The following is a 20,965-nucleotide window of genomic DNA, read 5'->3' as shown; positions in this document are numbered from 1 at the left end:
TATGCTGCCTCTATGACACTCACCGCGTGGCCTGCAACCGCTGGCGCGCGGCGTACAAGAACAATTCGAGTGAAGCCATGAACATGTACCATGATGCCGATCGTGCCCTGCTGGACCCGATGGAAACCGCCAGCGTCGACGCCCTGCGCCAGCACCAGCTGGAGCGTCTGCGTTGGAGCCTGAAGCACGCCTACGACAATGTGCCGCTGTACCGCCAACGCTTTGCCGAGTGCGGCGCCCACCCCGATGACCTCAAGTGCCTGGAAGACCTGGCGAAGTTCCCCTTCACCGGCAAGAACGACCTGCGCGACAACTACCCCTACGGCATGTTCGCCGTGCCCCAGGAAGAAGTGGTGCGCCTGCATGCCTCCAGTGGCACCACCGGCAAGCCGACGGTGGTCGGCTACACCCAGAACGATATCGACACCTGGGCCAATGTGGTTGCCCGTTCGATTCGTGCGGCCGGCGGGCGCAAAGGTGACAAGGTGCATGTGTCCTACGGCTACGGGCTGTTCACCGGCGGGCTCGGCGCGCACTACGGCGCCGAGCGCCTGGGCTGCACCGTGATCCCCATGTCCGGTGGCCAGACCGAAAAGCAGGTGCAGCTGATTCGCGACTTCCAGCCCGACATCATCATGGTCACCCCGTCCTACATGCTCAACCTGGCTGATGAAATCGAGCGCCAGGGCATCGACCCCCACCACCTCAAGCTGCGCCTGGGCATTTTTGGTGCCGAGCCGTGGACCGACGAGCTGCGCCGTTCAATTGAGCAGCGTCTGGGCATCAATGCCCTCGATATCTATGGCCTGTCGGAGATCATGGGCCCCGGCGTGGCGATGGAGTGCATCGAGACCAAAGACGGCCCGACCATCTGGGAAGACCACTTCTATCCCGAGATCATCGACCCTGCCACCGGCGAGGTACTGCCGGATGGCCAGCTGGGCGAGCTGGTATTCACCTCGCTGAGCAAAGAGGCATTGCCGATGGTGCGCTACCGCACCCGCGACCTCACCCGGCTGCTGCCCGGCACCGCTCGGCCAATGCGGCGGATCGGCAAGATCACCGGCCGCAGTGACGACATGCTGATCATTCGCGGGGTCAACGTGTTCCCGACCCAGATCGAGGAACAGGTCCTAAAAATAAAACAGCTTTCAGAGCTGTATGAGATCCATCTGTATCGCAATGGAAACCTGGACAGTGTCCAAGTGCATGTGGAACTGCGCGCAGAGTGCCAGCACCTTGACGAAGGCCAGCGCAGGTTGGTTGTCGGGGAGTTGACCAAACAGATCAAGACTTACATCGGCATCAGCACCCAGGTGCACCTGCAACCCTGCGGCACGCTCAAGCGCTCCGAGGGCAAGGCGTGCCATGTGTTCGACAAACGGTTGGCCAGCTGACCCAATCGGCTGCCATTTCGGCCCCGGCATTGCCCGGGGCCTTTTTTTTGCCTGCGTTCCCTCGGGCACGCGCTGATGCAGGCGCAGCCTTGTGCCGAGAGTGGGCTGCAACAGCCCCTTGGCCGGCAATGCGATACACAAATCTTACTTGATACACATAAATGTGTTTGACGTTGTGTTTTGTATCGCTTACAAATGACTCATGCCTTAGCAGGAGTCGCAGCACATGTACGCACAGCTAGTGGAAACCGGAGTCAAGCGCGTCAAGACGCTGGAAGAAATGTCCCCCGAGGAACGCAACTTCCAGGAAAAGATCGACGCCGAAATCAAGATCGAAGCCAAGAACTGGATGCCCGAGGCCTACCGCCAGACCCTCATCCGGCAGATCTCCCAGCACGCCCACTCGGAAATCGTCGGCATGCTGCCCGAAGGCAACTGGGTCACCCGTGCCCCCAGCCTCAAGCGCAAACTGCAGCTGATGGCCAAGATTCAGGACGAAGCCGGTCACGGCCTGTACCTGTACAGTGCCATGGAAACCCTGGGGGCTGACCGCGACGAAGAGATCGACAAACTGCACAGCGGCAAGGCCAAGTACTCGAGCATCTTCAACTACCCCACCCTCAGCTGGGCCGACATGGGCGCTGTGGGCTGGCTGGTGGATGGCGCCGCCATCGTCAATCAGGTGGTGCTGCAGCGCACCTCTTACGGCCCCTACTCCCGCGCGATGATCCGTATCTGCAAGGAAGAGAGCTTCCACCAGCGCCAGGGCTACGAAATGCTCCTGACCATGATGCGCCAGGGCACCCAAGCCCAGCGCGACATGGTTCAGGACGCCATCAACCGCCTGTGGTGGCCGGCGCTGATGATGTTCGGCCCGAGCGATGAACACTCGCCCAACAGCGCCCAGTCGATGGCCTGGAAGATCAAGCGCCAGACCAACGACGAACTGCGCCAGCGCTTCATCGACCAGACCGTGCCGCAGCTGGAACTGCTTGGCTGCACTGCGCCTGACCCTGAGCTGAAGTGGAACGCCGAGCGCGGCCACTACGACTTTGGCGAAATCCAGTGGGACGAGTTCTACGAAGTGATCAAGGGCAATGGCCCGTGCAACCTGGAACGTGTCGCCACCCGGCGCAAGGCCATCGAGGATGGCGCCTGGGTACGCGAGGCCGCTGTGGCCTATGCGCGCAAGCAACAGAACAAGAACGCCGCCTGAGCGGCGATTGATGCGGAGATCGAAAATGTCTGTCTGGACCCTCTACGAAGTGTTCGTGCGCAGCAAGCACGGCCTTAACCACAAGCATGTCGGCAGCGTGCACGCCGCCGATGCCGCCATGGCCATCGAGAACGCCCGCGAGCTCTACACCCGCCGTAGCGAAGGTGTGAGCCTGTGGGTGGTGCCTTCGGCGCTGATCACCGCCTCCTCCCCCGACGAGAAAGACCCGCTGTTCGCCCCCTCGGACGACAAGGTCTATCGCCATGCCAGCTTCTACGAGCTGCCCGACGAAGTCGGACACATGTGAGGTGGGCCATGCATAAAGAAGCCCTTATCCCCTATCTGCTGTTGCTCGGCGACAGCGCCCTGGTCCAGGGCCAGCGCCTCTGTGAATGGTGTGGCCGCGCCCCGGCCATCGAGGAAGAGCTGGCCCTGATGAACGTCGGCCTCGATCTGGTCGGCCAGGCTCGCAACTGGCTGGAGTATGCCGCCGAGCTGCTCGACGATGGCCGAGATGCCGATGCCCTGGCGTTCCGCCGTGACGAGCGCGCCTACCGCAACCTGCTGCTGGTCGAGCAACCCAACGGTGATTTTGCCGTGACCATGACCAAGCAGTTCCTTTACGACGCGTGGCACTTCGCTGTGCTGCAGGGGCTGGTCGAGTCCAGCGACGCGCGAATTGCCGGTATTGCCGCCAAGGCCCTGAAAGAAGTCACCTACCACCTGCGCCGGTCCAGCGAATGGGTACAACGCCTGGGCGGTGGTACCGATGCCAGCCGCCAGCGCATGCTCGCCGCTATCCCGACACTGTGGCGCTTCACCGTTGAACTCACCGCTGGCAGCGACAACGAAGTCCGTCTGGCCGAATGCGGTATCGGCGCCGATCCAGCTACCGTCGGCGCCACCTGGCTGAAGCAGGTCACCGCGACGTTTGCTTCGGTCGAACTGCCGCTGCCCAAGGCCGCCAGCCACTTCTACCTGGATGGCCGCAAAGGCCTGCACACCGAGCATCTGGGCCTGCTGCTGGCCGAAATGCAGTTCCTGCCAAGGGCCTACCCCGATGCAACCTGGTGAACTGATTGCCGGCGACCGCGGCGCGCGGGCACAGCAAGGCGACGACCTGGCTCGCGCCTGGGCGGTATTGGGCCAGGTCATGGACCCTGAAGTGCCGGTGGTCAGCGTGGTCGACCTGGGGATCGTGCGCGATGTCGATTGGCGCGCCGGCCACCTGCACCTGGTGGTCACCCCGACCTACTCTGGCTGCCCGGCCACCGAAGTCATCGAAGGGGATATCCGCCAGGCGCTGGAACAGGCCGGTTTCACCGCGCCAGAGCTAGAGCGCCGGCTGACCCCGGCCTGGAGCACTGACTGGATCAGCGAACTGGGCCGCGAGCGCCTGCGCGCTTATGGCATTGCGCCGCCGCAAGGCAGTGCCAGCAAGCGCAGCCTGCTCGGCGAAGCCCCCCAGGTGTGCTGCCCGCAATGCGGCAGCGCCCATACCGAATTGCTCAGCCAGTTCGGCTCCACGGCCTGCAAGGCGCTGTACCGCTGCCGCGAGTGCCTGGAGCCATTCGACTATTTCAAATGCATTTGAGCCGTGGAGACCACCATGAGCCAGTTTCACAGCCTGACCATCAAGCAAGTGCGCAATGAGACCCGTGATGCGGTATCGATTGCCTTCGATGTGCCCGAGCACCTGCAGGACCAGTTCCGCTTCACTCAGGGCCAGTACCTGGTCATGCGCACCCAGCTGGATAACGAAGAAGTCCGCCGCTCCTACTCCATCTGCAGCGCCGTACAGGACGGCGAACTGCGCGTGGCCGTCAAGCGCGTACCGGGCGGGCGCTTCTCGGCGTTTGCCAATGAAGTGCTCAAGGAAGGCCAGCAGCTGGAAGTAATGCCGCCATCGGGCAGCTTCTTCGTGCCGCTGGACCCGGCTCGCCAGGGCAACTATCTGGGGGTGGCCGCCGGCAGCGGCATCACCCCGATACTGTCGATCATCGCCACTACGCTGGCCAGCGAGCCGCACAGCCGTTTCACCTTGCTGTACGGCAACCGCTCCAGTTCGGGGGCGCTGTTCCGCGACAAGCTCGAAGACCTGAAAAACCGTTACCTCGACCGCTTGAACCTGATTTTCGTGTTCAGCCGCGAACAGCAGGATGTTGACCTGTACAACGGCCGCATCGACGCCGACAAATGCGGCCAGCTGTTTTCGCGCTGGCTGGACGTTGCCGGCCTGGACGCGGCGTTCATCTGCGGCCCGCAGGCGATGACCGAGACCGTGCGTGACAGCCTGCAGGCCAACGGCATGGCCAAGGAACGCATTCACTTCGAGCTGTTCGCTGCCGCCGGCAGCGAGGCCCGCCGCGAAGCCCGTGAGGCGGCACGTCAGGTGGATTCGGCGCTTAGCCATATCACCGTGATCAGCGACGGCCGGGCACTGAGCTTCGACCTGCCGCGCAACACCCAGAACGTGCTGCACGCCGGTAACGCCATTGGCGCCGAGCTGCCCTACTCGTGCAAGGCCGGCGTGTGCTCCACCTGCAAGTGCCGGGTGATCGAGGGCGAAGTGGAGATGGACAGCAACCATGCCCTCGAAGATTACGAAGTGGCGGCCGGGTATGTGCTGTCGTGCCAGACCTACCCGGTGAGCGACAGGGTGGTGCTTGACTTCGACCAGTTGTAGACCGAGTCGACTGCTTCGCGGGTAAACCCGCTCCTACAGGGCCTGCGCAGGGCCTTAGGGCAGCATCCTTACCTGCGAAGAGGGCCTAAGCAACAACGCAATACCCCGCGTGACCTCAACACAACAATTACAACACCAAGAGATCGCTTGCCATGACACCCGAACGCATAGAAAGCATCGCCAACCACCCCGACTTCCAGCACCTGGTGCGGCGCAAGCGCCGCCTCAACGGCAGCCTGACCCTGGCCATGCTGGTGGTCTACTACGGCTTTGTCCTGCTGGTTGCGTTTTCGCCCAGCACCCTCGGCCAGTCCCTCAGCGGCGGCGTGACCACTGTCGGCATGCTGGTGGGCGTGTTGATGGTGCTGCTGTCCTTTGCCCTGACCGGCATCTATGTGCACCGCGCCAACAACGTGCTCGACCCGCTCAACGACAAGGTCAAGCAGGAGTGCGCACAATGAACTGGACCGCCATTTCGATGTTCATGGTGTTTGTCTGCTTCACCCTGCTGGTCACCCGCTGGGCTGCCCTGCGCACCCGCTCGGCCAGTGACTTCTACACCGCCGGCGGCGGCTTGACCGGTATGCAGAACGGCCTGGCGATCGCTGGCGACATGATCAGTGCCGCTTCGTTCCTGGGCATTTCCGCGATGATGTTCATGAACGGCTACGACGGCCTGTTGTATGCCCTCGGTGTCCTGGCGGGCTGGCCGATCATCCTGTTCCTGATTGCCGAGCGCCTGCGTAACCTAGGCAAGTACACCTTCGCCGACGTGGTCAGCTACCGGCTGGCGCAAACCCCGGTGCGCTTGACCTCGGCTTTCGGCACCCTGGTGGTGGCGCTGATGTACCTGGTGGCGCAAATGGTCGGCGCCGGCAAGCTGATCGAGCTGCTGTTCGGCATCAACTACCTCTACGCGGTCATGCTGGTCGGTGTGCTGATGGTTGCCTATGTCACCTTCGGTGGCATGCTCGCCACCACCTGGGTGCAGATCATCAAGGCGGTAATGCTGCTCTCTGGCACCAGCTTCATGGCCTTCATGGTGCTCAAGCACTTCGGCTTCAGCACCGAGGCCATGTTTGCCAGTGCGGTGGCCGTGCATGCCAAGGGCCAGGCGATCATGGCCCCAGGCGGCTTGTTATCCAACCCGGTGGACGCCATTTCCCTCGGTTTGGGCATGATGTTCGGCACCGCTGGCCTGCCGCATATCCTGATGCGCTTTTTCACTGTCAGTGATGCCAAGGAAGCACGCAAGAGCGTGTTCTATGCCACCGGTTTCATTGGTTACTTCTACCTGCTGCTGATCGTTGTCGGCTTTGGCGCCATCGTCATGGTCGGCACCGAGCCGTCCTACCGCGACGCCACCGGCGCCATCATCGGTGGCGGCAACATGGTCGCCGTGCACCTGGCCCAGGCCGTGGGTGGCAACCTGTTCCTGGGCTTCATCTCTGCCGTCGCCTTCGCCACCATTCTGGCTGTGGTCGCCGGCCTGGCGCTGTCCGGGGCATCGGCCGTGTCCCACGACCTGTATGCCTGCGTAATGCGCAAAGGCAAGGCTACCGAGCAAGAGGAAATGCGCGTGTCACGCATTGCCACGTTGCTCATCGGCCTGCTGGCGGTGATCCTGGGCCTGATGTTCGAGTCGCAGAACATTGCCTTCCTTTCCGGCCTGGTGCTGGCGGTGGCCGCTTCGGTCAACTTCCCGGTGCTGCTCCTTTCCATGTTCTGGAAAGGCCTGACCACCCGCGGCGCGGTGTGCGGCAGCATGGCCGGGCTGGTCTCGGCGGTGCTGTTGGTAGTACTGGGCCCGGCGGTGTGGGTCAACGTGCTGCACAACGAAACGGCGCTGTTCCCCTACAGCAACCCTGCGCTGTTCTCCATGAGCCTGGCCTTCCTCAGTGCCTGGGTGTTCTCGGTTACCGACAGCTCCGAACGTGCCGTTGAAGAGCGTGGTCGCTACCTGGGCCAGTTCATCCGCTCCATGACCGGTATCGGTGCGGCTGGCGCCAGCAAACACTGACTTCAAGGACGAACAGACATGTCGGGTAAAACAACAACAATGAACCGCACACACTTCCTGTCAGCCGCCTGGCTGGCCACCTTCGCCCTGCCGATGCCCGCGCTGGCCGACTTCATCGGCGACAGCCATGCACGCCTGGAGCTGCGCAACCACTACATCAACCGTGATTTTCGCCAGAGCAACGCCCCGCAGGCCAAGGCCGAGGAATGGGGCCAAGGCTTTACCGCCAAGCTGGAGTCGGGCTTTACCGAGGGCCCGGTCGGCTTTGGCGTGGACGCGCTGGGCCAGTTGGGCATCAAGCTCGACTCCAGCCGCGACCGCCGCAACACCGGCCTGCTGCCTTTTGGCCCGAACAGCCACGAACCGGTCGATGACTACAGCGAGCTAGGCCTGACCGGCAAGGTACGCGTGTCCAAGAGCACCTTGCGGCTGGGCACCTTGCAGCCGATCCTGCCGGTGGTGGTGTACAACGACACCCGCCTGCTGGCGTCCACCTTCCAGGGTGGCCTGCTCACCAGTCAGGACCTCGATGGCCTCACCTTCAATGCCGGACGCCTGACCAAGGCCAACCTGCGGGATTCGTCTGGCCGCGACGACATCGGCTATGGCGCTGCCAGCAGTGACCACCTGGACTTTGGTGGTGGCAGCTACGCCATCACCCCGCAAACCACGGTCAGCTATTACTACGCCAAGCTCCAGGACATCTACCGTCAGCAGTTCGTCGGTCTGATCGACACCCGCCCACTGGCAGAAGGACTGAGCCTGCGCAGTGACCTGCGCTACTTCGACAGCCGCAACGACGGTGCCGAGCGTGCCGGCAACATCGACAACCGTAACTTCAACGCCATGTTCACCCTGGGCGTGCGGGCGCACAAGTTCACCGCCACCTGGCAGCAGATGTCCGGTGACAGCGCCTTCCCGTTCGTCAACGGCGGCGACCCGTTCACCGTCAACCTGGTCACCTACAACACCTTCACCCGCGCCGGGCTGGACGCTTGGCAAGTGCGTTACGACTACGACTTCGTTGCCGTGGGCATCCCAGGCCTGAGTTTCATGACCCGCTACACCGACGGTCGCCACGCGGAAACTGCCACCGTGACCAATGGCCGTGAGCGCGAGCGCGACACCGACATCACGTATGTCATCCAGAGTGGCCCGTTCAAGGACGTCAGCCTGCGCTGGCGCAATGTCACCTTCCGCTCCGGCAACGGCCTGACCAACGCCGTGGACGAAAACCGCCTGATCATCGGCTACACCCTGGCGCTGTGGTAACAGCGCCCCTCACATTTTGAACAGCATGGAGAACAGCATGTCTGCCGCCCCTACTCTGCAAAGTTTCATCGCCGGCCGTTGGCTCGGCCAGCACGGCGCCCAGGCCCTGCGCAGCGCCCTCGACGGCCACGTCCTGGCCTACAGCCATGAAGAGCGCCCGGACTTCGCCGAAGCTGTGGACTACGCGCGTGCACGCGGTATTGCCTCGCTGATGGGCATGGATTTCCAACAACGTGCCCACCGCCTCAAAGCCCTGGCCCTGTACCTGGCCGAGCACAAGGAGCAGCTCTACGCCCTGTCGCACCACAGCGGCGCCACCCGGGCCGACAGCTGGATCGACATCGAAGGCGGCAACGCCACGCTGTTCTCCTATGCCGGCATCGGCAGCCGCGAGCTGCCGTCGGGTAACCTGGTGCACGAAGGGCCTGCCATACCGCTGGGCAAACAAGGCCATTTCGCCGGTAGTCACATCCTGGTGCCACGGGCAGGCGTTGCGGTGCACATCAACGCGTTCAACTTCCCTATCTGGGGCATGCTGGAAAAGTTTGCCCCGACGTTCCTGGCCGGTATGCCCTGCATCGTCAAGCCGGCGACCTCGACCAGCTATTTGACCGAGGCCGTGGTACGCCTGATGAATGCCTCCGGCCTGCTGCCCGAAGGCAGCCTGCAGCTTGTTATCGGCAGCACCGGCGACCTGCTCGACCGCCTGCAGGGGCAGGACGTGGTGACCTTCACCGGGTCCGCCGATACCGCTGCCAAATTGCGCGTGACGCCCAACCTGATTCGCAACTCGGTGCCGTTCACTGCCGAGGCCGACTCGCTCAACTGCGCCATCCTCGGCCCGGACGTGACACCGGACAGCGAAGAGTTTGACCTGTACATCAAGGAAGTGGTGCGTGAAATGACCACTAAAGCCGGGCAGAAGTGTACCGCCATCCGCCGCGCGATCGTCCCGGCCAGGCACCTGGATGCCGTTGCCACGCGCCTGCGCGAGCGCCTGAGCAAGGTCGTGGTTGGCGACCCGTCGCTTGAAGGTGTGCGCATGGGGGCCCTGGCCTCCCATGACCAGCAGCGCGACGTTGGCGAGCGGGTGCGCAGCCTGCTGCAGAGTTGTGATCAGCTGTTCGGCGCCAGCGATGGCTTTGCCCCGCGTGGCGAAGGCGTGGCTGAAGGCGCGTTCTTTGCGCCAACCTTGTTGCAGGCCCGCGACCCACATGCCGAGGGCGGCGCCCACGATATCGAAGCGTTCGGCCCGGTCAGTACGCTGATGGCCTATGACGACCTCGACGAAGCCTTGGCACTGGCTGCCCGTGGCAAAGGCAGCCTGGTGGCGACCCTGGTCACCGCCGACCGCAGCGTGGCCGCCAAGGCTATCCCGGTGGCGGCTGCCTGGCATGGCCGACTGCTGGTGCTCGATAGCCAGGCTGCCAAGGAGTCCACTGGGCACGGCTCGCCGCTGCCGCAGCTCAAGCACGGTGGCCCGGGCCGCGCCGGTGGTGGTGAAGAGCTGGGTGGCCTGCGTGCGGTCAAGCACTACCTGCAGCGCGCCGCCGTGCAAGGCTCGCCGAGCATGCTCACGGCGGTCACCGGCGAGTACGTGCGCGGCGGCGAAGTGATCGAAACCGACGTGCACCCGTTCCGTCGCTACTTCGAGCAGCTGCGTATCGGCGAGTCGCTGCTCACCCATCGCCGCACCGTGACAGAAGCTGACCTGGTCAATTTCGGCTGCCTGTCAGGCGACCATTTCTACATGCACTTCGACGAAATCGCCGCCAAGGCGTCGCAGTTCGGTAAACGCATTGCTCACGGTTACTTCGTACTGTCGGCAGCGGCCGGGCTGTTCGTGTCGCCCGGTGCCGGACCGGTGCTGGCCAACTATGGGCTGGACACCCTGCGGTTCATCAACCCGGTGGGCATTGGCGATACCATCCAGGCGCGGCTGACCTGCAAGCGCAAGATCGACCAGGGCAAGACCAGCCCGCTGGGGCAGCCGCAGGGGGTGGTGGCGTGGGATGTGGAGGTGACCAATCAGCTGGGTGAGCTAGTGGCCAGCTATGACATCCTGACCTTGGTGCTGAAAAAGCCAGCATGATGGGTTGAAGCTACTGGCCTCTTATCGGGCACGCCGCCTCTGATCGGCACAGCGCCCTTGTAGGAGCGGGTTCACCCGCGAAGAGGTCGGTAGCGGTTCAAGGCACTTGGGATCAGTACACGTACGTGGCTGCAGTGAAGCATGCAGGCATCTAAACCGTTGGTCAGCGACTGCCAATGCTCAGTGAACCTCTGGCGTACACCTGTAGCTCTCAATTCATGAGGACCATCAACGAGGACTGCGCAATGGATTCCCGACTGCGAGTGGGTGGCGGCAATGTTGAAGATGACTGGCCGGAGCTGGAGCCGGATCGACGCAATGATCGGGCAGACGACCCGGATACCGACCCCAATGTGACTGATGATGAGGAAAACCGGCCCGGCGTCCCGGCCAGCGACCCTGAGTCTGGCGCCTGACACGGTGAGTATCAGCGTATCCTGCAGGAGCGGGCACGTCCGTTCCTGCAGTTTCTTTTACCGGTTGCAGGCGAGCTATTAAACCATCGCTGCCGGATCGCCCACCGACTGGTTGGGTTTGCTTCCCGAAATCCGCCAGCTCACGGCGGTAATGCCGTAACGCTCGGCCATCGGCCGACTGACCTTCCTGATTTTCTCGCGACCGAACTTGGGAATGATGCCGATGCCCGCATCACAACTTGCCCAATGCCAAGCCTCGGCATTGTCCAGGCGTTCCAGACGAATGATGAAACTGCGCGGCTGGTCATGCAGTTTGTAATCGATTATGTACAGCTGTGGACTAGGCATCGCAGGGGGCCTCCTCTTCTCCATGGATGACATTTTGATTGATCGGGCGGTGGCCAGAAGATTCAAAATTTTGTCCAACAAAATGTCATGGCGCGATTCCGGGGCGGTTACCCCGAAATCGCTGCTGGGCACCTATGGGGAGCTGGCGTTCAGCGAAAGCTCCCTCTCACTGGCTGCGGCCTGCGCCGTGGCTGTTGCGCCCCCCCTTGCGTCCGGCTTCCGATGCCCGTTGGCGGTCGTTGGCAAAGTTGCCGCCAGATGCCTGGCCACCCTTGTGGCCAGCGCGCGATGCCCTCTCGCGGTCATTGGCAAAGTTACCTGGGTTGGTTTCCTTGGTGCCGCCGCGCTGGCGGGTTCGCTCTTGGTCCTGCGCCATGTCGTTTCTCCTTGCGATGGATTGGCTGATCACATCAATCGATGCCATGCCTAGCTTCCGAGCCCCCGATCGGTCGCTGTGCTCAATGGTTTTACAGTCAGCTGACCGGTGGCACTAAAAACATGCAGGCAGGCTGTTTGCGTAATGGAAGTGACCGTTCGTCAGCTTCAACGCAACGTTTATTGCCAGCCAGGGCCGAAACTTCATGCAATAAAGGAATCGCCCAGGAGCCGGAATGAAACCAGTCAAGCATCGCGCCACCATCATTTGCCGGCATGGCAAGCAGCGCCACAAGTGGTTGTGGGTGAGAAAGCCGAAGGCGCCCTGGACCCTTCCAGGCGGCAAGATCGAACCCGGCGAGACGCCGATGCAGGCCGCGCAGCGGGAGTTGCTGGAAGAGACTGGGCTACAGGCTGAATCGCTGGTGTTGTTGATGCGCCACGAAACGTCAGAGCGTGTGCATTACGTGTTCGCAGCGGAGTTTGCCGAAGCACCGCAGCCCAAGGCCCGGCACGAAATTGCCGACTGCCGCTTTGCCCACCTGGATCAGGTGGCTGTGGTGAAGGGCGAGATCAAGGCCCTGATCCGCTCCTTGCTGGCTTGTGACGCGGGCACGGCGGCGTCCGTTCGGTAAGCTAGGCGTGCACACTCCACTGAACGGCATCTGACGCGATCGGCATCTCGTCGATTGCATGGATCATTCCGTTTTCCAGCGCCTCCCGCGGCGCCAGTATCCTTGGATAAGCCATTAGATAGCGCGGTACATCCAGGACCTCGGCCGCGCCTTTCGTGCGCTCGGCCACGATCTGCGCATACAGGCGCAGGTCGTAATCCAGGCTCATCGCATACTCGGACATCCGCGAATGGTCCACCGAACCATGCAAGGTCCAATGAAACGGGTGGAAAAGAAACTTGCTGAAACTGCAAGCCGTGCGTCGCTCTCCGGCAAGGAAGAGGATATTGCCCATGGATTCCACCGTACCCAGGTTGTGGGTATGCACCTCCACGGGTAACCCCCGGAGAAAGTTGTACAGGGTAAAGCCATAGCTGCATTCGCCGCCCATGGTGGCGATGTTCAGTTGCAGAAGCTCGGCACCCTGTTGCAATGCCCGTGAGCAGGTCGTGATCAGGTTGCCGCAGGTAGACGAATTGATCGGCCCGGTGAAGTGGATGATATGTCTGGCCATGCTTGCCTCCGCGGGTGGCAGGTCATTGCTTGTGCTTTTGCACATCGTTGCCCAGCCCGGCCATCTGGCAGTGGGAGAAAGGCTCGAATGTCATCCGGGCACCCTGCCAGGAAACGGGTATGCGGTGGAGACGCCAGCTGCCGCAAAGTTCAACTCGGCGTCAGCATTTCCGTTGGTCAAGCGTTGTGAACCCTCGCCGGCCTTTGCCGGTCGCACTTTCAGAGCGACCGAACAAGGAACCGGCAGTGAGGACGGCAGCGTGAGCGATATTCGCATCGGTATCTCCGGGTGGCGCTATGGCCCCTGGCGCAAGGACTTCTACCCCAAAGGCCTGAAGCAGGACGATGAACTGGCATTCGCTTCACGGGCGGTGAACAGCATCGAGATCAATGGCTCGTTCTACAGCCTGCAAACGCCCCAGCGGTATCTGGGCTGGCGTGAAGAAACGCCGGACGGCTTCGTGTTCGCGGTCAAGGGGCCGCGCTATATCACCCATGTCCGGCGGCTGAAGGACATCGAAGAGCCAATGGCCAATTTTTTCGCCTCCGGGCCGCTGTTGTTGGGCGAAAAGCTCGGGCCGTTCCTGTGGCAGTTCCCCCCCAACATGAAGTTCGATGAAGACCGTTTTTCCCGGTTTCTGGCGCTGCTGCCACACACCCGCAAAGCGGCCCTTGAACGCGCCCAAGGCTGCGCCGAGCGCCTGAAGGGTAATGGCAGCCTTGCCATCAAAGGCGATGCTCGCTTGCGTCACGCCGTGGAAATCCGCCACGAGAGTTTCCTCTGCGAAGCCTTCATCAAGCTCTTACGCAAGCATCGCGTAGCGCTGGTAGTCGCCGACAGCGCAGGCAAATGGCCCTGTGTCGAAGACGTGACCGCCGACTTCGTCTACATGCGCCTGCACGGGGATGTGGAGCTGTACAGCAGCGGATATACCGCACGCGCGCTGCGGCGTTGGAAGCAGCGTATCCAGCTATGGAGCGAAGGTAACCAGGCGGACGATGCCCGCCTGGTCGTGCCGGGGCCGCCGCCTCGGCGTGCCGCACGGGATGTGTACTGCTATTTCGACAACGACCAGAAGGTTCACGCGCCATACGACGCCAGGCGCTTGCTGCAAAAGCTGTCGTTGGACCATGAGTTGATGACCGAGCCAGGCGTGGTGCCGGAGGTGGCCTTGTGAACAAGCCCCTGCCCGCCCCACGCGGCATCATCGACAAGGTGACCGCTGTACGCCGGCTCAATGTGTTGACGCTGAACGTGCACAAAGGCTTCACCTTCTTCAACCGGCGCTTCATCTTGCCCGAGTTGCGCGAGGCCGTACGGGCCACCGGCGCCGACCTGGTGTTTTTGCAAGAGGTGCACGGCAGTCACCAGCAGCACGCCTTGCGCCACCCTGCCTGGCCCGAAACACCGCAGTACGAGTTTCTGGCCGACAGCATGTGGCCGCAGTTCGCCTATGGCCGCAATGCGGTGTATCCCCATGGCGACCACGGCAACGCGCTGTTGTCGAAATTCCCCATCAGCCGCTTCAACAACCTGGATGTGTCGGTGCAGGGCAATGAACAACGTGGCCTGCTGCATTGCCAGTTGGAGGTGCCGGGCCATGACGAGGTGCATGCGGTATGCGTACACCTGGGCCTGCGCGAAGCACACCGGCAGCGCCAGGTGAAGCTGATGCTGGACCTGCTGGCCAGCCTGCCGCCCAACGCGCCGGTCATCATCGCCGGCGATTTCAACGACTGGCGGCTGAAGGCGGACGCGGTGCTCAGCGAACACCTGACAGAAGTCTTCGGCACTCCGGCGCGCAGTTTTCCCGCGCGCCTGCCGTTGTTGCGCCTGGACCGCATCTACTTGCGAAACGCGGTGCCGGGCGCTGCCCAGGTGTTGTCCAAATACCCGTGGTCGCATCTGTCCGACCACGTACCACTGGCTGCGGAGATCAACCTGTGAACCGACCCTGGGTAGACGGCAATGGCGTGCAGTTGCTGATCAATGGCGAGCAGTACTACCCCCGCGTATTCGAGGCCATGGCCCAGGCGCGGGAAGAAATATTGCTGGAAACCTTTATCATCTTCGACGACAAGGTGGGCAAGCAATTGCAGCAGGTGTTGATCGAGGCGGCCCGGCGCGGTGTACGCGTGGAAGTGGCGGCGGATGGCTACGGCACAGCCGAGCTGCCGGCTGAGTTCATTTCAGCGATGACCGACGCGGGTGTAAGCTTTCATGCGTTCGATCCGCAACCGCGCTTGTTGGGCATGCGCACCAACCTGTTTCGCCGTTTGCACCGCAAGATCGTGGTGGTTGATGGTGAACGGGCCTTCATCGGCGGTATCAACTACAGCGCCGACCATTTAGGCGACTTTGGTGCCATGGCCAAGCAGGACTATGCCGTGGAGGTCACTGGGCCGGTAGTGGCGCAGGTACATGCAGCCAGTAAGCGCCTGATGTCTCCTGTTCTGCAGCCACCCAGTGCGGTACGCCCGGTTACCGAGCCCGCCGGAAGCACCAGTGCTGTATTGATCGAGCGCGACAACGGCATGCGCAGCACTGATATCGAGGCGCACTACCTTCAGGCGTTTCGTAAAGCCAGGCAACGCATTGTCGTCGCCAACGCCTACTTCTTCCCAGGCTACCGATTGATGCGCGAGCTGCGCAATGCGGCCCGGCGTGGCGTAGAGGTTCAGTTGATCTTGCAGGGCCAACCCGACATGCGCTGGGTACGCGCATTGTCGCGCCTGCTGTACAACTACCTGCTGCGCGACGGGGTGAAGATCCATGAGTACTGCCAGCGGCCGTTGCACGGCAAGGTGGCACTGGTGGACGACCAATGGGCCACCGTCGGCTCCAGCAACCTCGACCCCCTGAGCCTGTCGTTCAACCTGGAGGCCAACCTGTTCATTCGTGATCGGGCCTTCAACCAGCAACTGCACCAGCATCTGCAGGCACTGGCCAGCGAGCAATGCAAACCGGTCACCTTGGAGCGCATGATTCGCGGCTACTGGTGGCGAGCACCGTTGATCTTCGTGTGCTTCCACGTGATCCGCCACTTCCCGCGCATTGCGGGCTGGTTCCCAGCGCACCGGCAGCGTTTGCGCTCGGTGCAGCCGGAAGCCGAACCTCATGGCAACTTGCACGAGGGCAACTCCTGATGGCGCGCAAAAGCTGGCAAACGTGGGGCAAACGTCTGCTCACACTCGCGTTTCTGATCCTGATCCCTGTGCTGTTGTACCTGCTGGCGCGCAACCTGGACTGGAACGAAGTGCGCCAGTCTTTGCTGGCCTACAAGCCTGGCATCCTTGCCATCGGCTTGGCGATCGCGTTGAGCAGCTACCTCGCGTTTGCCAGTTACGACCTGTTGGCCCGGGCTTACACCGGCCACACGCTACCTGCCCGGCAGGTATTGCCCGTCGCGTTCGTGTGCTACGCGTTCAACCTCAATTTCACGACCTGGGTAGGCGGGGTTGCCTTGCGCTACCGCCTTTATGGCCGGCTGGGCCTGGATACCGCGACCATTACACGAATCCTCACCTTGGGGCTGTTGACCAACTGGATGGGCTATATGCTGCTGGCCGGCACCGTATTCGCCCTGGGCCTGGTGGAGATGCCCGGTAACTGGGCGGTGGGCACTACAGGCCTGCGCCTGATCGGCCTGCTGCTGCTGGCGATTGCGGGCGGCTACCTGCTGGCCTGTGGTTTCGCCAAGAAGCGCACCTGGTGCTGGCGCGACCACGAGGTGACGCTGCCCTCGCTGCGTCTGGCGCTGTGCCAGGTGGCGCTGGGTGCCAGCAACTGGGCACTGATGGCGCTGCTGATCTTCTGGCTGCTGCCGGGCGAAGCGTTCTACCCATCGATTCTCGGCATCCTGCTGATCAGTTGCGTGGCCGGTGTGGTGGCGCATATCCCTGCGGGGCTGGGCGTGCTGGAAGCGGTGTTTCTGGCCCTGCTGCATGGGCAGATGGCCCAGGGCACGCTGGTGGCTGCCCTGCTCGGCTACCGCACGTTGTACTACCTGATTCCGCTGCTGTTGGCAGTGGTGACCTACCTGATCCTGGAAAAGCGCGCCAAAGCCATGCGCCGGCGCGACAAGCCTGCTCAGACCTGACGTGGGCCTTGTGCCCTGGAGGTGGAAAATGCGTGTTCCTGCCTTGATGATGATGGTTGCCAGCCTGGCCAGCGGCCAGGCCTGGGCCGAAGCTTGCAATGTGCTGACTCGCTCCTCCAGCGACGCCGTGACGCCGGTGGAGCGGCACACCTGTTACAGCTACAGCAACATGCCCGCCGAAGCGATCAACTGGTCATGCAGCAACGAAAGCAAGGACATGCTCAATAGCGAAAAGAGCAAAGTAGCGCGGTGTGCCGATGGGAGTGTCGGCAGCTGCATCGCTCCCCTGACCCCAGAGGCATTGGCCAATCCCAAGGCAATCGGTGGCGAGAAGCCGGCGTTACCCAAGGATGCGCGGGTGATCACTTACTATTACGACACCCCGAGCCTCGGCCAGGCCCGTAGCGACTGTGAGCGAAATAACGGGGTCTGGCAGACCCACTAGTACAAAAGGCTGGGAGCCAGCGCAAGCCCGCTCCCAGAATAAGATCAAAGGGCGGGGCGATCGCCTGCAAGGGCAGCCCGCCTATCTGCTTCAGGGCGAGATCGGATCACTCGCTGGAAAGGTTTCATCCAGCGCATTGTCTACCGCGCTCTCGCCCGGCTTATCACCACAATGGCAGTCCTGCATCCGGCATGGCTCACCCTTGCGGTGGCCGCTGGCGCAGGCCTCGCAGCAATAGGCCTTGCCGTCGCGCTGCAAGGCATTGGCATCCACCGTGCAGGAGCAGTGCGTACACGCGCAGCGTTGATCGTTCATGGCTTGCTCTCCTCGTCGTCAATCACTTCATCGGTCCAGGGCACCCCATCCAGCGGAGCGGATCGGGCCAATTCGGCCTCGTCCAGGCCAATGCCGCCACCGATCTCGTCGGCATCCACCTGGCGCAAACGCTGGTCTGCCGGGCCGCCACTGCCGCCCGGCTCGTGGGGGTCGCGTGCGCCGGTTTCGTCCAGCAGGGTGTCCGGGCTCAAATCGTCATAGGTGACATTGTCCTCATGCAGGCTGTCACTCAGCGTTTCGCCGCCGGTCATGCCACTTTGTGCCACGCGCTGGGGTGGGAACTCACGGGCGACCTCGGCGGCGGGTCGCTCGTCGCCCACACGCCCTTCGCGTTCGTCCAGGCGTTCATCGAAATCCAGTTCATGCACGCTGCCCATGCGGTCCTCAGTGTCATCGACTTCGGTGGGGGTGTATGGCTTAGGTGCATCGGGTCGGGTCATGTGCGTTCTCCATCAGGTGGCTTCATTCGGTCGACTACGCCAGCTCACGGAAGATTCAGAGTTTTTTGAACTACCGCCTCGGCCGGCACCTCCCACCTTAGAGACTGTGATTTGCCCGGAGCCCGCCATGGCCAAGCCCTTGCAGGAATATGCGCGCAAGCGCGACTTCAACGCTACACCCGAGCCCAGCGGCGAACGCAAACGTGGCAAGCGGGCTCATGCGCTGCAGTTCTGCATCCAGAAACACGACGCCAGTCACCTGCACTACGACTTCCGCCTCGAGCTCGACGGCACCCTGAAAAGCTGGGCGATCCCCAAAGGCCCATCTCTGGACCCCAAGGTGCGCCGCCTGGCAGTGCATGTGGAGGACCATCCGTTGGACTACGCCGATTTCGAGGGCCATATCCCTGAAGGCCACTATGGTGCAGGCGATGTGATCGTCTGGGACCGCGGTATCTGGGAGCCTGAAGGCGATGCCCATGAAGCCTATGTCAAAGGCAAGCTGCGTTTCCGCCTGCAAGGCGAGAAGCTAGCCGGCGTGTGGAACCTGTTTCGCACCCACCTGGCCGGCAAGAAAGAACAATGGATGCTGGTCAAGTCGCACGACGCCCAGGCGCGCAGCGAAACCGAGTACAGCATTGTCGAGGCCCTGCCCGACAGCGTGCTCAGCGAGCGCACGCTGGTGCCACGCAAATCCGCTGCAAAAAAAGCCACTGCCCCGCGCAGCAGCCGTAAACGCGCCGACAAAGTTCAGGCTGCACCCTTGCCAGCACAGCTACAGCCACAGCTGGCAACGTTGGTGGATTCTCCACCCAGCGGCGACTGGCGCTACGAAGTCAAGTTCGATGGCTACCGTATCCTGGCCCGAATCGAGGGCCAGGACATCCGCCTGTTCACCCGCAACGGCCATGACTGGAGCAGCAAGATGCCCCGGCAGGTGGCTGCCCTGCGCGCGCTCGGTATCGACTCGGCCTGGCTCGATGGCGAAATGGTGGTGGCTGATGAGAATGGCATGGCTGACTTCCAGGCGTTGCAGAACGCCTTCGATACCGAGCACGACGAACGCATCACCTATTACCTGTTCGACCTGCCATTTCTGGGCGGTCAGGACCTGCGACAGCTACCGCTGCAGCACCGCCGCGATACGTTGCGCCAACTGCTTGAGCACAACCATTCCGACTTCATCAAGTATTCCGCCGACTTCGACGAACCTGTCGAATCGCTACTCGACAGTGCCTGCCGGCTGAAGCTGGAAGGCCTGATCGGCAAGCGTGCTGACAGTGTTTACAGCGGCCGCCGTAGCCCAGACTGGATCAAGCTCAAGTGCAAGCAACGCCAGGAATTCGTGATCGTCGGCTACACCGACCCCAAAGGCAGTCGCAGCGGCTTCGGTGCCCTGCTGCTGGCCCTGCACGACAATGAGCGTGGCGAGCTGCGCTATGCCGGCAAGGTTGGTACCGGCTTCAACACCACGACACTGGCCAGCATCCACACGCGGCTCAAGCCCTTGGAAATCGCCAGCCCTGCCCTGCCCTCGCCACCTGCCGGAGCCGAAGCGCGTGGTGTGCACTGGCTGCGGCCGCAGTTGTTGGCTGAAGTCGCCTTTGCCCAGATGACCCGTGACGGCATCGTGCGGCATTCGGTGTTCCACGGCCTGCGCGATGACAAGGCGGCCACCGCCATTGACCTGGAGCGCGCCATGCCCGCAAAAACTGTATCCAACCGCAACAAGCAGGCCAAGGCGTCTGAGAACCTGGGTGAACTGCGGCTGACCCACCCCGACCGGGTCATCGACCCCACCACGGGTGTGACCAAGCGCGAAGTCGCCGAGTATTACGCTGGCATCAGCCAGTGGATCCTGCCACAGCTCAAGCACCGCCCGGTGGCATTGGTGCGCGCCCCGGACGGCCTGGGTGGCGAGCTGTTCTTCCAGAAAAACGCGGGCCAGCTGCACATACCCAACGTGCTCAGTTATGAAAAGGCCGAGGCAGGCCAGGCGGCGATGGTCATCAATCGCCCGGACACGCTGTTGGGCGCGGTGCAGATGAATACGCTGGAACTGCACACCTGGAACGCCACGGACAAGGATTTCGACAAGCCGGACCGTTTTGTCCTCGACCTGGACCCTGATCCTGCGCTGCCCTGGAAGGCGATGGTGGAGGCGACCCAACTGGCCCTCACCCTGCTGGATGAACTGGGCCTGAAGGTGTTCCTGAAAACCAGTGGTGGCAAGGGTATTCACGTGGTTGTGCCCTTGACCCGACGTGCCGGCTGGGACGAAGTCAAGGACTTCAGCCACGCCATCGTCAATTACCTGGCCAAGCTGTTTCCGGAGCGCCTGAGCGCGGTGTCGGGGCCGAAAAATCGCGTGGGACGCATCTTCATCGACTACCTGCGCAATGGCAAGGGCGCTACCACGGCGTGCGCCTATTCACTGCGAGCCCGTGACGGGCTGCCAGTATCGGTACCTATCTGGCGTGAGGAACTGGCGCACATCAAAGCCGCCAACCAATGGAACATCACCAACCTGCGCGAGCGCCTGGCGGAGGTCGACGACCCTTGGGCCGACATGGGCAAGGTACGCCAGTCGATCACCGCGCGCATGCGCAAGCAGCTAGGGCTCGAATGATGACGC

The 20,965-nt window shown here is 62.5% G+C and carries 22 protein-coding genes and 1 pseudogene; 18 read left to right on the top strand and 5 right to left on the bottom strand.

The window, feature by feature from the left end:
- The first annotated feature begins 77 nt into the window (after positions 1-77).
- The 11 genes and pseudogenes from paaK to AC3WLP_RS14975 all read left to right on the top strand — a co-directional run bounded on the left by paaK (position 78) and on the right by AC3WLP_RS14975 (position 11,099).
- Positions 78-1,397 (top strand): phenylacetate--CoA ligase PaaK, encoded by a 1,320-nt coding sequence (paaK, locus tag AC3WLP_RS15025; protein ID WP_088513232.1) that lies wholly within the window; start codon positions 78-80, stop codon positions 1,395-1,397.
- Positions 1,398-1,623: 226 nt separating this feature from the next.
- A complete protein-coding gene (paaA, locus tag AC3WLP_RS15020; RefSeq protein WP_004374531.1) occupies positions 1,624-2,613 on the top strand; it encodes a 1,2-phenylacetyl-CoA epoxidase subunit PaaA in 990 nt (329 codons plus the stop codon).
- A 25-nt stretch (positions 2,614-2,638) separates the two neighbouring features.
- Positions 2,639-2,920: a 1,2-phenylacetyl-CoA epoxidase subunit PaaB gene (gene paaB, locus AC3WLP_RS15015; RefSeq protein WP_004374528.1), complete on the top strand. Its 282-nt coding sequence runs from the start codon at positions 2,639-2,641 to the stop codon at positions 2,918-2,920.
- Positions 2,921-2,928: 8 nt separating this feature from the next.
- Entirely contained in the window at positions 2,929-3,687 is a 759-nt protein-coding gene (paaC, locus tag AC3WLP_RS15010) for a 1,2-phenylacetyl-CoA epoxidase subunit PaaC (RefSeq protein ID WP_088513178.1), read from the top strand.
- Complete coding sequence (gene paaD / locus AC3WLP_RS15005; protein WP_004374513.1) at positions 3,674-4,207, top strand: 1,2-phenylacetyl-CoA epoxidase subunit PaaD; 534 nt, start codon at positions 3,674-3,676, stop codon at positions 4,205-4,207. Before paaC ends, paaD begins: the two co-directional genes overlap by 14 nt.
- A gap of 15 nt (positions 4,208-4,222) precedes the next feature.
- Entirely contained in the window at positions 4,223-5,299 is a 1,077-nt protein-coding gene (gene paaE, locus AC3WLP_RS15000) for a 1,2-phenylacetyl-CoA epoxidase subunit PaaE (RefSeq protein ID WP_088513179.1), read from the top strand.
- Positions 5,300-5,451: 152 nt separating this feature from the next.
- Positions 5,452-5,760: a DUF485 domain-containing protein gene (locus AC3WLP_RS14995; RefSeq protein ID WP_004374508.1), complete on the top strand. Its 309-nt coding sequence runs from the start codon at positions 5,452-5,454 to the stop codon at positions 5,758-5,760.
- Positions 5,751-7,319: pseudogene (locus tag AC3WLP_RS14990) on the top strand (cation acetate symporter); the annotation flags it as partial. The gene AC3WLP_RS14995 and the pseudogene AC3WLP_RS14990, both read left to right, overlap by 10 nt.
- A 39-nt stretch (positions 7,320-7,358) precedes the next feature.
- The gene (locus tag AC3WLP_RS14985) at positions 7,359-8,591 is read left to right on the top strand and encodes an OprD family porin (RefSeq protein WP_088513180.1); all 1,233 of its coding nucleotides are present in this window, start codon (positions 7,359-7,361) and stop codon (positions 8,589-8,591) included.
- Between the two features lie 37 nt (positions 8,592-8,628).
- Positions 8,629-10,683 carry a phenylacetic acid degradation bifunctional protein PaaZ gene (paaZ, locus tag AC3WLP_RS14980; RefSeq protein WP_088513181.1) on the top strand — a complete coding sequence of 685 codons (2,055 nt, stop codon included), beginning with the start codon at positions 8,629-8,631 and terminating at the stop codon, positions 10,681-10,683.
- A gap of 245 nt (positions 10,684-10,928) precedes the next feature.
- A complete protein-coding gene (locus AC3WLP_RS14975) occupies positions 10,929-11,099 on the top strand; it encodes a hypothetical protein (protein ID WP_178085904.1) in 171 nt (56 codons plus the stop codon).
- 78 nt (positions 11,100-11,177) lie between these two features.
- Here AC3WLP_RS14975 and AC3WLP_RS14970 read toward each other — a convergent pair whose 3' ends face one another.
- Complete coding sequence (locus AC3WLP_RS14970) at positions 11,178-11,447, bottom strand: DUF6555 family protein (protein ID WP_004374494.1); 270 nt, start codon at positions 11,445-11,447, stop codon at positions 11,178-11,180.
- Between the two features lie 166 nt (positions 11,448-11,613).
- Positions 11,614-11,823, bottom strand: coding sequence for a con-10 family general stress protein (locus AC3WLP_RS14965; RefSeq protein WP_012052306.1), 210 nt, complete (start codon positions 11,821-11,823; stop codon positions 11,614-11,616).
- A gap of 235 nt (positions 11,824-12,058) precedes the next feature.
- On the opposite strand from AC3WLP_RS14965, the gene AC3WLP_RS14960 reads away from it, so the two are divergent.
- Positions 12,059-12,457, top strand: coding sequence for an NUDIX hydrolase (locus AC3WLP_RS14960; protein ID WP_012052307.1), 399 nt, complete (start codon positions 12,059-12,061; stop codon positions 12,455-12,457).
- 1 nt (position 12,458) lies between these two features.
- Here AC3WLP_RS14960 and AC3WLP_RS14955 read toward each other — a convergent pair whose 3' ends face one another.
- A complete protein-coding gene (locus tag AC3WLP_RS14955; RefSeq protein ID WP_012052308.1) occupies positions 12,459-13,010 on the bottom strand; it encodes an ATP-dependent Clp protease proteolytic subunit in 552 nt (183 codons plus the stop codon).
- Positions 13,011-13,134: 124 nt separating this feature from the next.
- Here AC3WLP_RS14955 and AC3WLP_RS14950 point away from each other — a divergent pair, with 124 nt between their 5' ends.
- From AC3WLP_RS14950 to AC3WLP_RS14930, 5 genes are read left to right on the top strand one after another with little or no spacing between them, the layout of a single operon-like run.
- Positions 13,135-14,187: a DUF72 domain-containing protein gene (locus AC3WLP_RS14950; RefSeq protein WP_080754545.1), complete on the top strand. Its 1,053-nt coding sequence runs from the start codon at positions 13,135-13,137 to the stop codon at positions 14,185-14,187.
- Positions 14,184-14,957, top strand: a complete 774-nt coding sequence (locus AC3WLP_RS14945) for an endonuclease/exonuclease/phosphatase family protein (protein WP_088513182.1) — start codon at positions 14,184-14,186, stop codon at positions 14,955-14,957. Before AC3WLP_RS14950 ends, AC3WLP_RS14945 begins: the two co-directional genes overlap by 4 nt.
- Entirely contained in the window at positions 14,954-16,156 is a 1,203-nt protein-coding gene (clsB, locus tag AC3WLP_RS14940) for a cardiolipin synthase ClsB (protein ID WP_088513183.1), read from the top strand. The genes AC3WLP_RS14945 and clsB overlap by 4 nt, the downstream gene beginning before the upstream one ends.
- The gene (locus AC3WLP_RS14935; RefSeq protein ID WP_088513184.1) at positions 16,156-17,109 is read left to right on the top strand and encodes a lysylphosphatidylglycerol synthase domain-containing protein; all 954 of its coding nucleotides are present in this window, start codon (positions 16,156-16,158) and stop codon (positions 17,107-17,109) included. The genes clsB and AC3WLP_RS14935 overlap by 1 nt, the downstream gene beginning before the upstream one ends.
- Positions 17,110-17,137: 28 nt before the next feature.
- Positions 17,138-17,554 (top strand): hypothetical protein, encoded by a 417-nt coding sequence (locus AC3WLP_RS14930; RefSeq protein ID WP_012052313.1) that lies wholly within the window; start codon positions 17,138-17,140, stop codon positions 17,552-17,554.
- Between the two features lie 90 nt (positions 17,555-17,644).
- Here AC3WLP_RS14930 and AC3WLP_RS14925 read toward each other — a convergent pair whose 3' ends face one another.
- Together AC3WLP_RS14925 and AC3WLP_RS14920 are read right to left on the bottom strand one after the other, a co-directional pair.
- Positions 17,645-17,869, bottom strand: coding sequence for a metallothionein (locus AC3WLP_RS14925; RefSeq protein ID WP_017148353.1), 225 nt, complete (start codon positions 17,867-17,869; stop codon positions 17,645-17,647).
- Positions 17,866-18,330 carry a hypothetical protein gene (locus AC3WLP_RS14920; protein ID WP_012052314.1) on the bottom strand — a complete coding sequence of 155 codons (465 nt, stop codon included), beginning with the start codon at positions 18,328-18,330 and terminating at the stop codon, positions 17,866-17,868. The genes AC3WLP_RS14925 and AC3WLP_RS14920 overlap by 4 nt, the downstream gene beginning before the upstream one ends.
- Before the next feature lie 127 nt (positions 18,331-18,457).
- Between AC3WLP_RS14920 and ligD the strand changes: the two genes are divergently transcribed.
- Entirely contained in the window at positions 18,458-20,959 is a 2,502-nt protein-coding gene (gene ligD, locus AC3WLP_RS14915; protein WP_088513185.1) for a DNA ligase D, read from the top strand.
- Positions 20,960-20,965: the final 6 nt, after the last annotated feature.

This window comes from Pseudomonas sp. FW305-E2 (genome assembly GCF_058782925.1).
This window is presented reverse-complemented; position numbering and strand designations above follow the sequence as displayed.

Coding starts and splice junctions, on each gene's coding strand:
- paaK (WP_088513232.1), top strand. CDS start 78: ATGAACATGTACCATGATGCCGATCGTGCCCTGCTGGACCCGATGGAA.
- paaA (WP_004374531.1), top strand. CDS start 1,624: ATGTACGCACAGCTAGTGGAAACCGGAGTCAAGCGCGTCAAGACGCTG.
- paaB (WP_004374528.1), top strand. CDS start 2,639: ATGTCTGTCTGGACCCTCTACGAAGTGTTCGTGCGCAGCAAGCACGGC.
- paaC (WP_088513178.1), top strand. CDS start 2,929: ATGCATAAAGAAGCCCTTATCCCCTATCTGCTGTTGCTCGGCGACAGC.
- paaD (WP_004374513.1), top strand. CDS start 3,674: ATGCAACCTGGTGAACTGATTGCCGGCGACCGCGGCGCGCGGGCACAG.
- paaE (WP_088513179.1), top strand. CDS start 4,223: ATGAGCCAGTTTCACAGCCTGACCATCAAGCAAGTGCGCAATGAGACC.
- AC3WLP_RS14995 (WP_004374508.1), top strand. CDS start 5,452: ATGACACCCGAACGCATAGAAAGCATCGCCAACCACCCCGACTTCCAG.
- AC3WLP_RS14985 (WP_088513180.1), top strand. CDS start 7,359: ATGAACCGCACACACTTCCTGTCAGCCGCCTGGCTGGCCACCTTCGCC.
- paaZ (WP_088513181.1), top strand. CDS start 8,629: ATGTCTGCCGCCCCTACTCTGCAAAGTTTCATCGCCGGCCGTTGGCTC.
- AC3WLP_RS14975 (WP_178085904.1), top strand. CDS start 10,929: ATGGATTCCCGACTGCGAGTGGGTGGCGGCAATGTTGAAGATGACTGG.
- AC3WLP_RS14970 (WP_004374494.1), bottom strand. CDS start 11,447: ATGCCTAGTCCACAGCTGTACATAATCGATTACAAACTGCATGACCAG.
- AC3WLP_RS14965 (WP_012052306.1), bottom strand. CDS start 11,823: ATGGCGCAGGACCAAGAGCGAACCCGCCAGCGCGGCGGCACCAAGGAA.
- AC3WLP_RS14960 (WP_012052307.1), top strand. CDS start 12,059: ATGAAACCAGTCAAGCATCGCGCCACCATCATTTGCCGGCATGGCAAG.
- AC3WLP_RS14955 (WP_012052308.1), bottom strand. CDS start 13,010: ATGGCCAGACATATCATCCACTTCACCGGGCCGATCAATTCGTCTACC.
- AC3WLP_RS14935 (WP_088513184.1), top strand. CDS start 16,156: ATGGCGCGCAAAAGCTGGCAAACGTGGGGCAAACGTCTGCTCACACTC.
- AC3WLP_RS14930 (WP_012052313.1), top strand. CDS start 17,138: ATGCGTGTTCCTGCCTTGATGATGATGGTTGCCAGCCTGGCCAGCGGC.
- AC3WLP_RS14925 (WP_017148353.1), bottom strand. CDS start 17,869: ATGAACGATCAACGCTGCGCGTGTACGCACTGCTCCTGCACGGTGGAT.
- AC3WLP_RS14920 (WP_012052314.1), bottom strand. CDS start 18,330: ATGACCCGACCCGATGCACCTAAGCCATACACCCCCACCGAAGTCGAT.
- ligD (WP_088513185.1), top strand. CDS start 18,458: ATGGCCAAGCCCTTGCAGGAATATGCGCGCAAGCGCGACTTCAACGCT.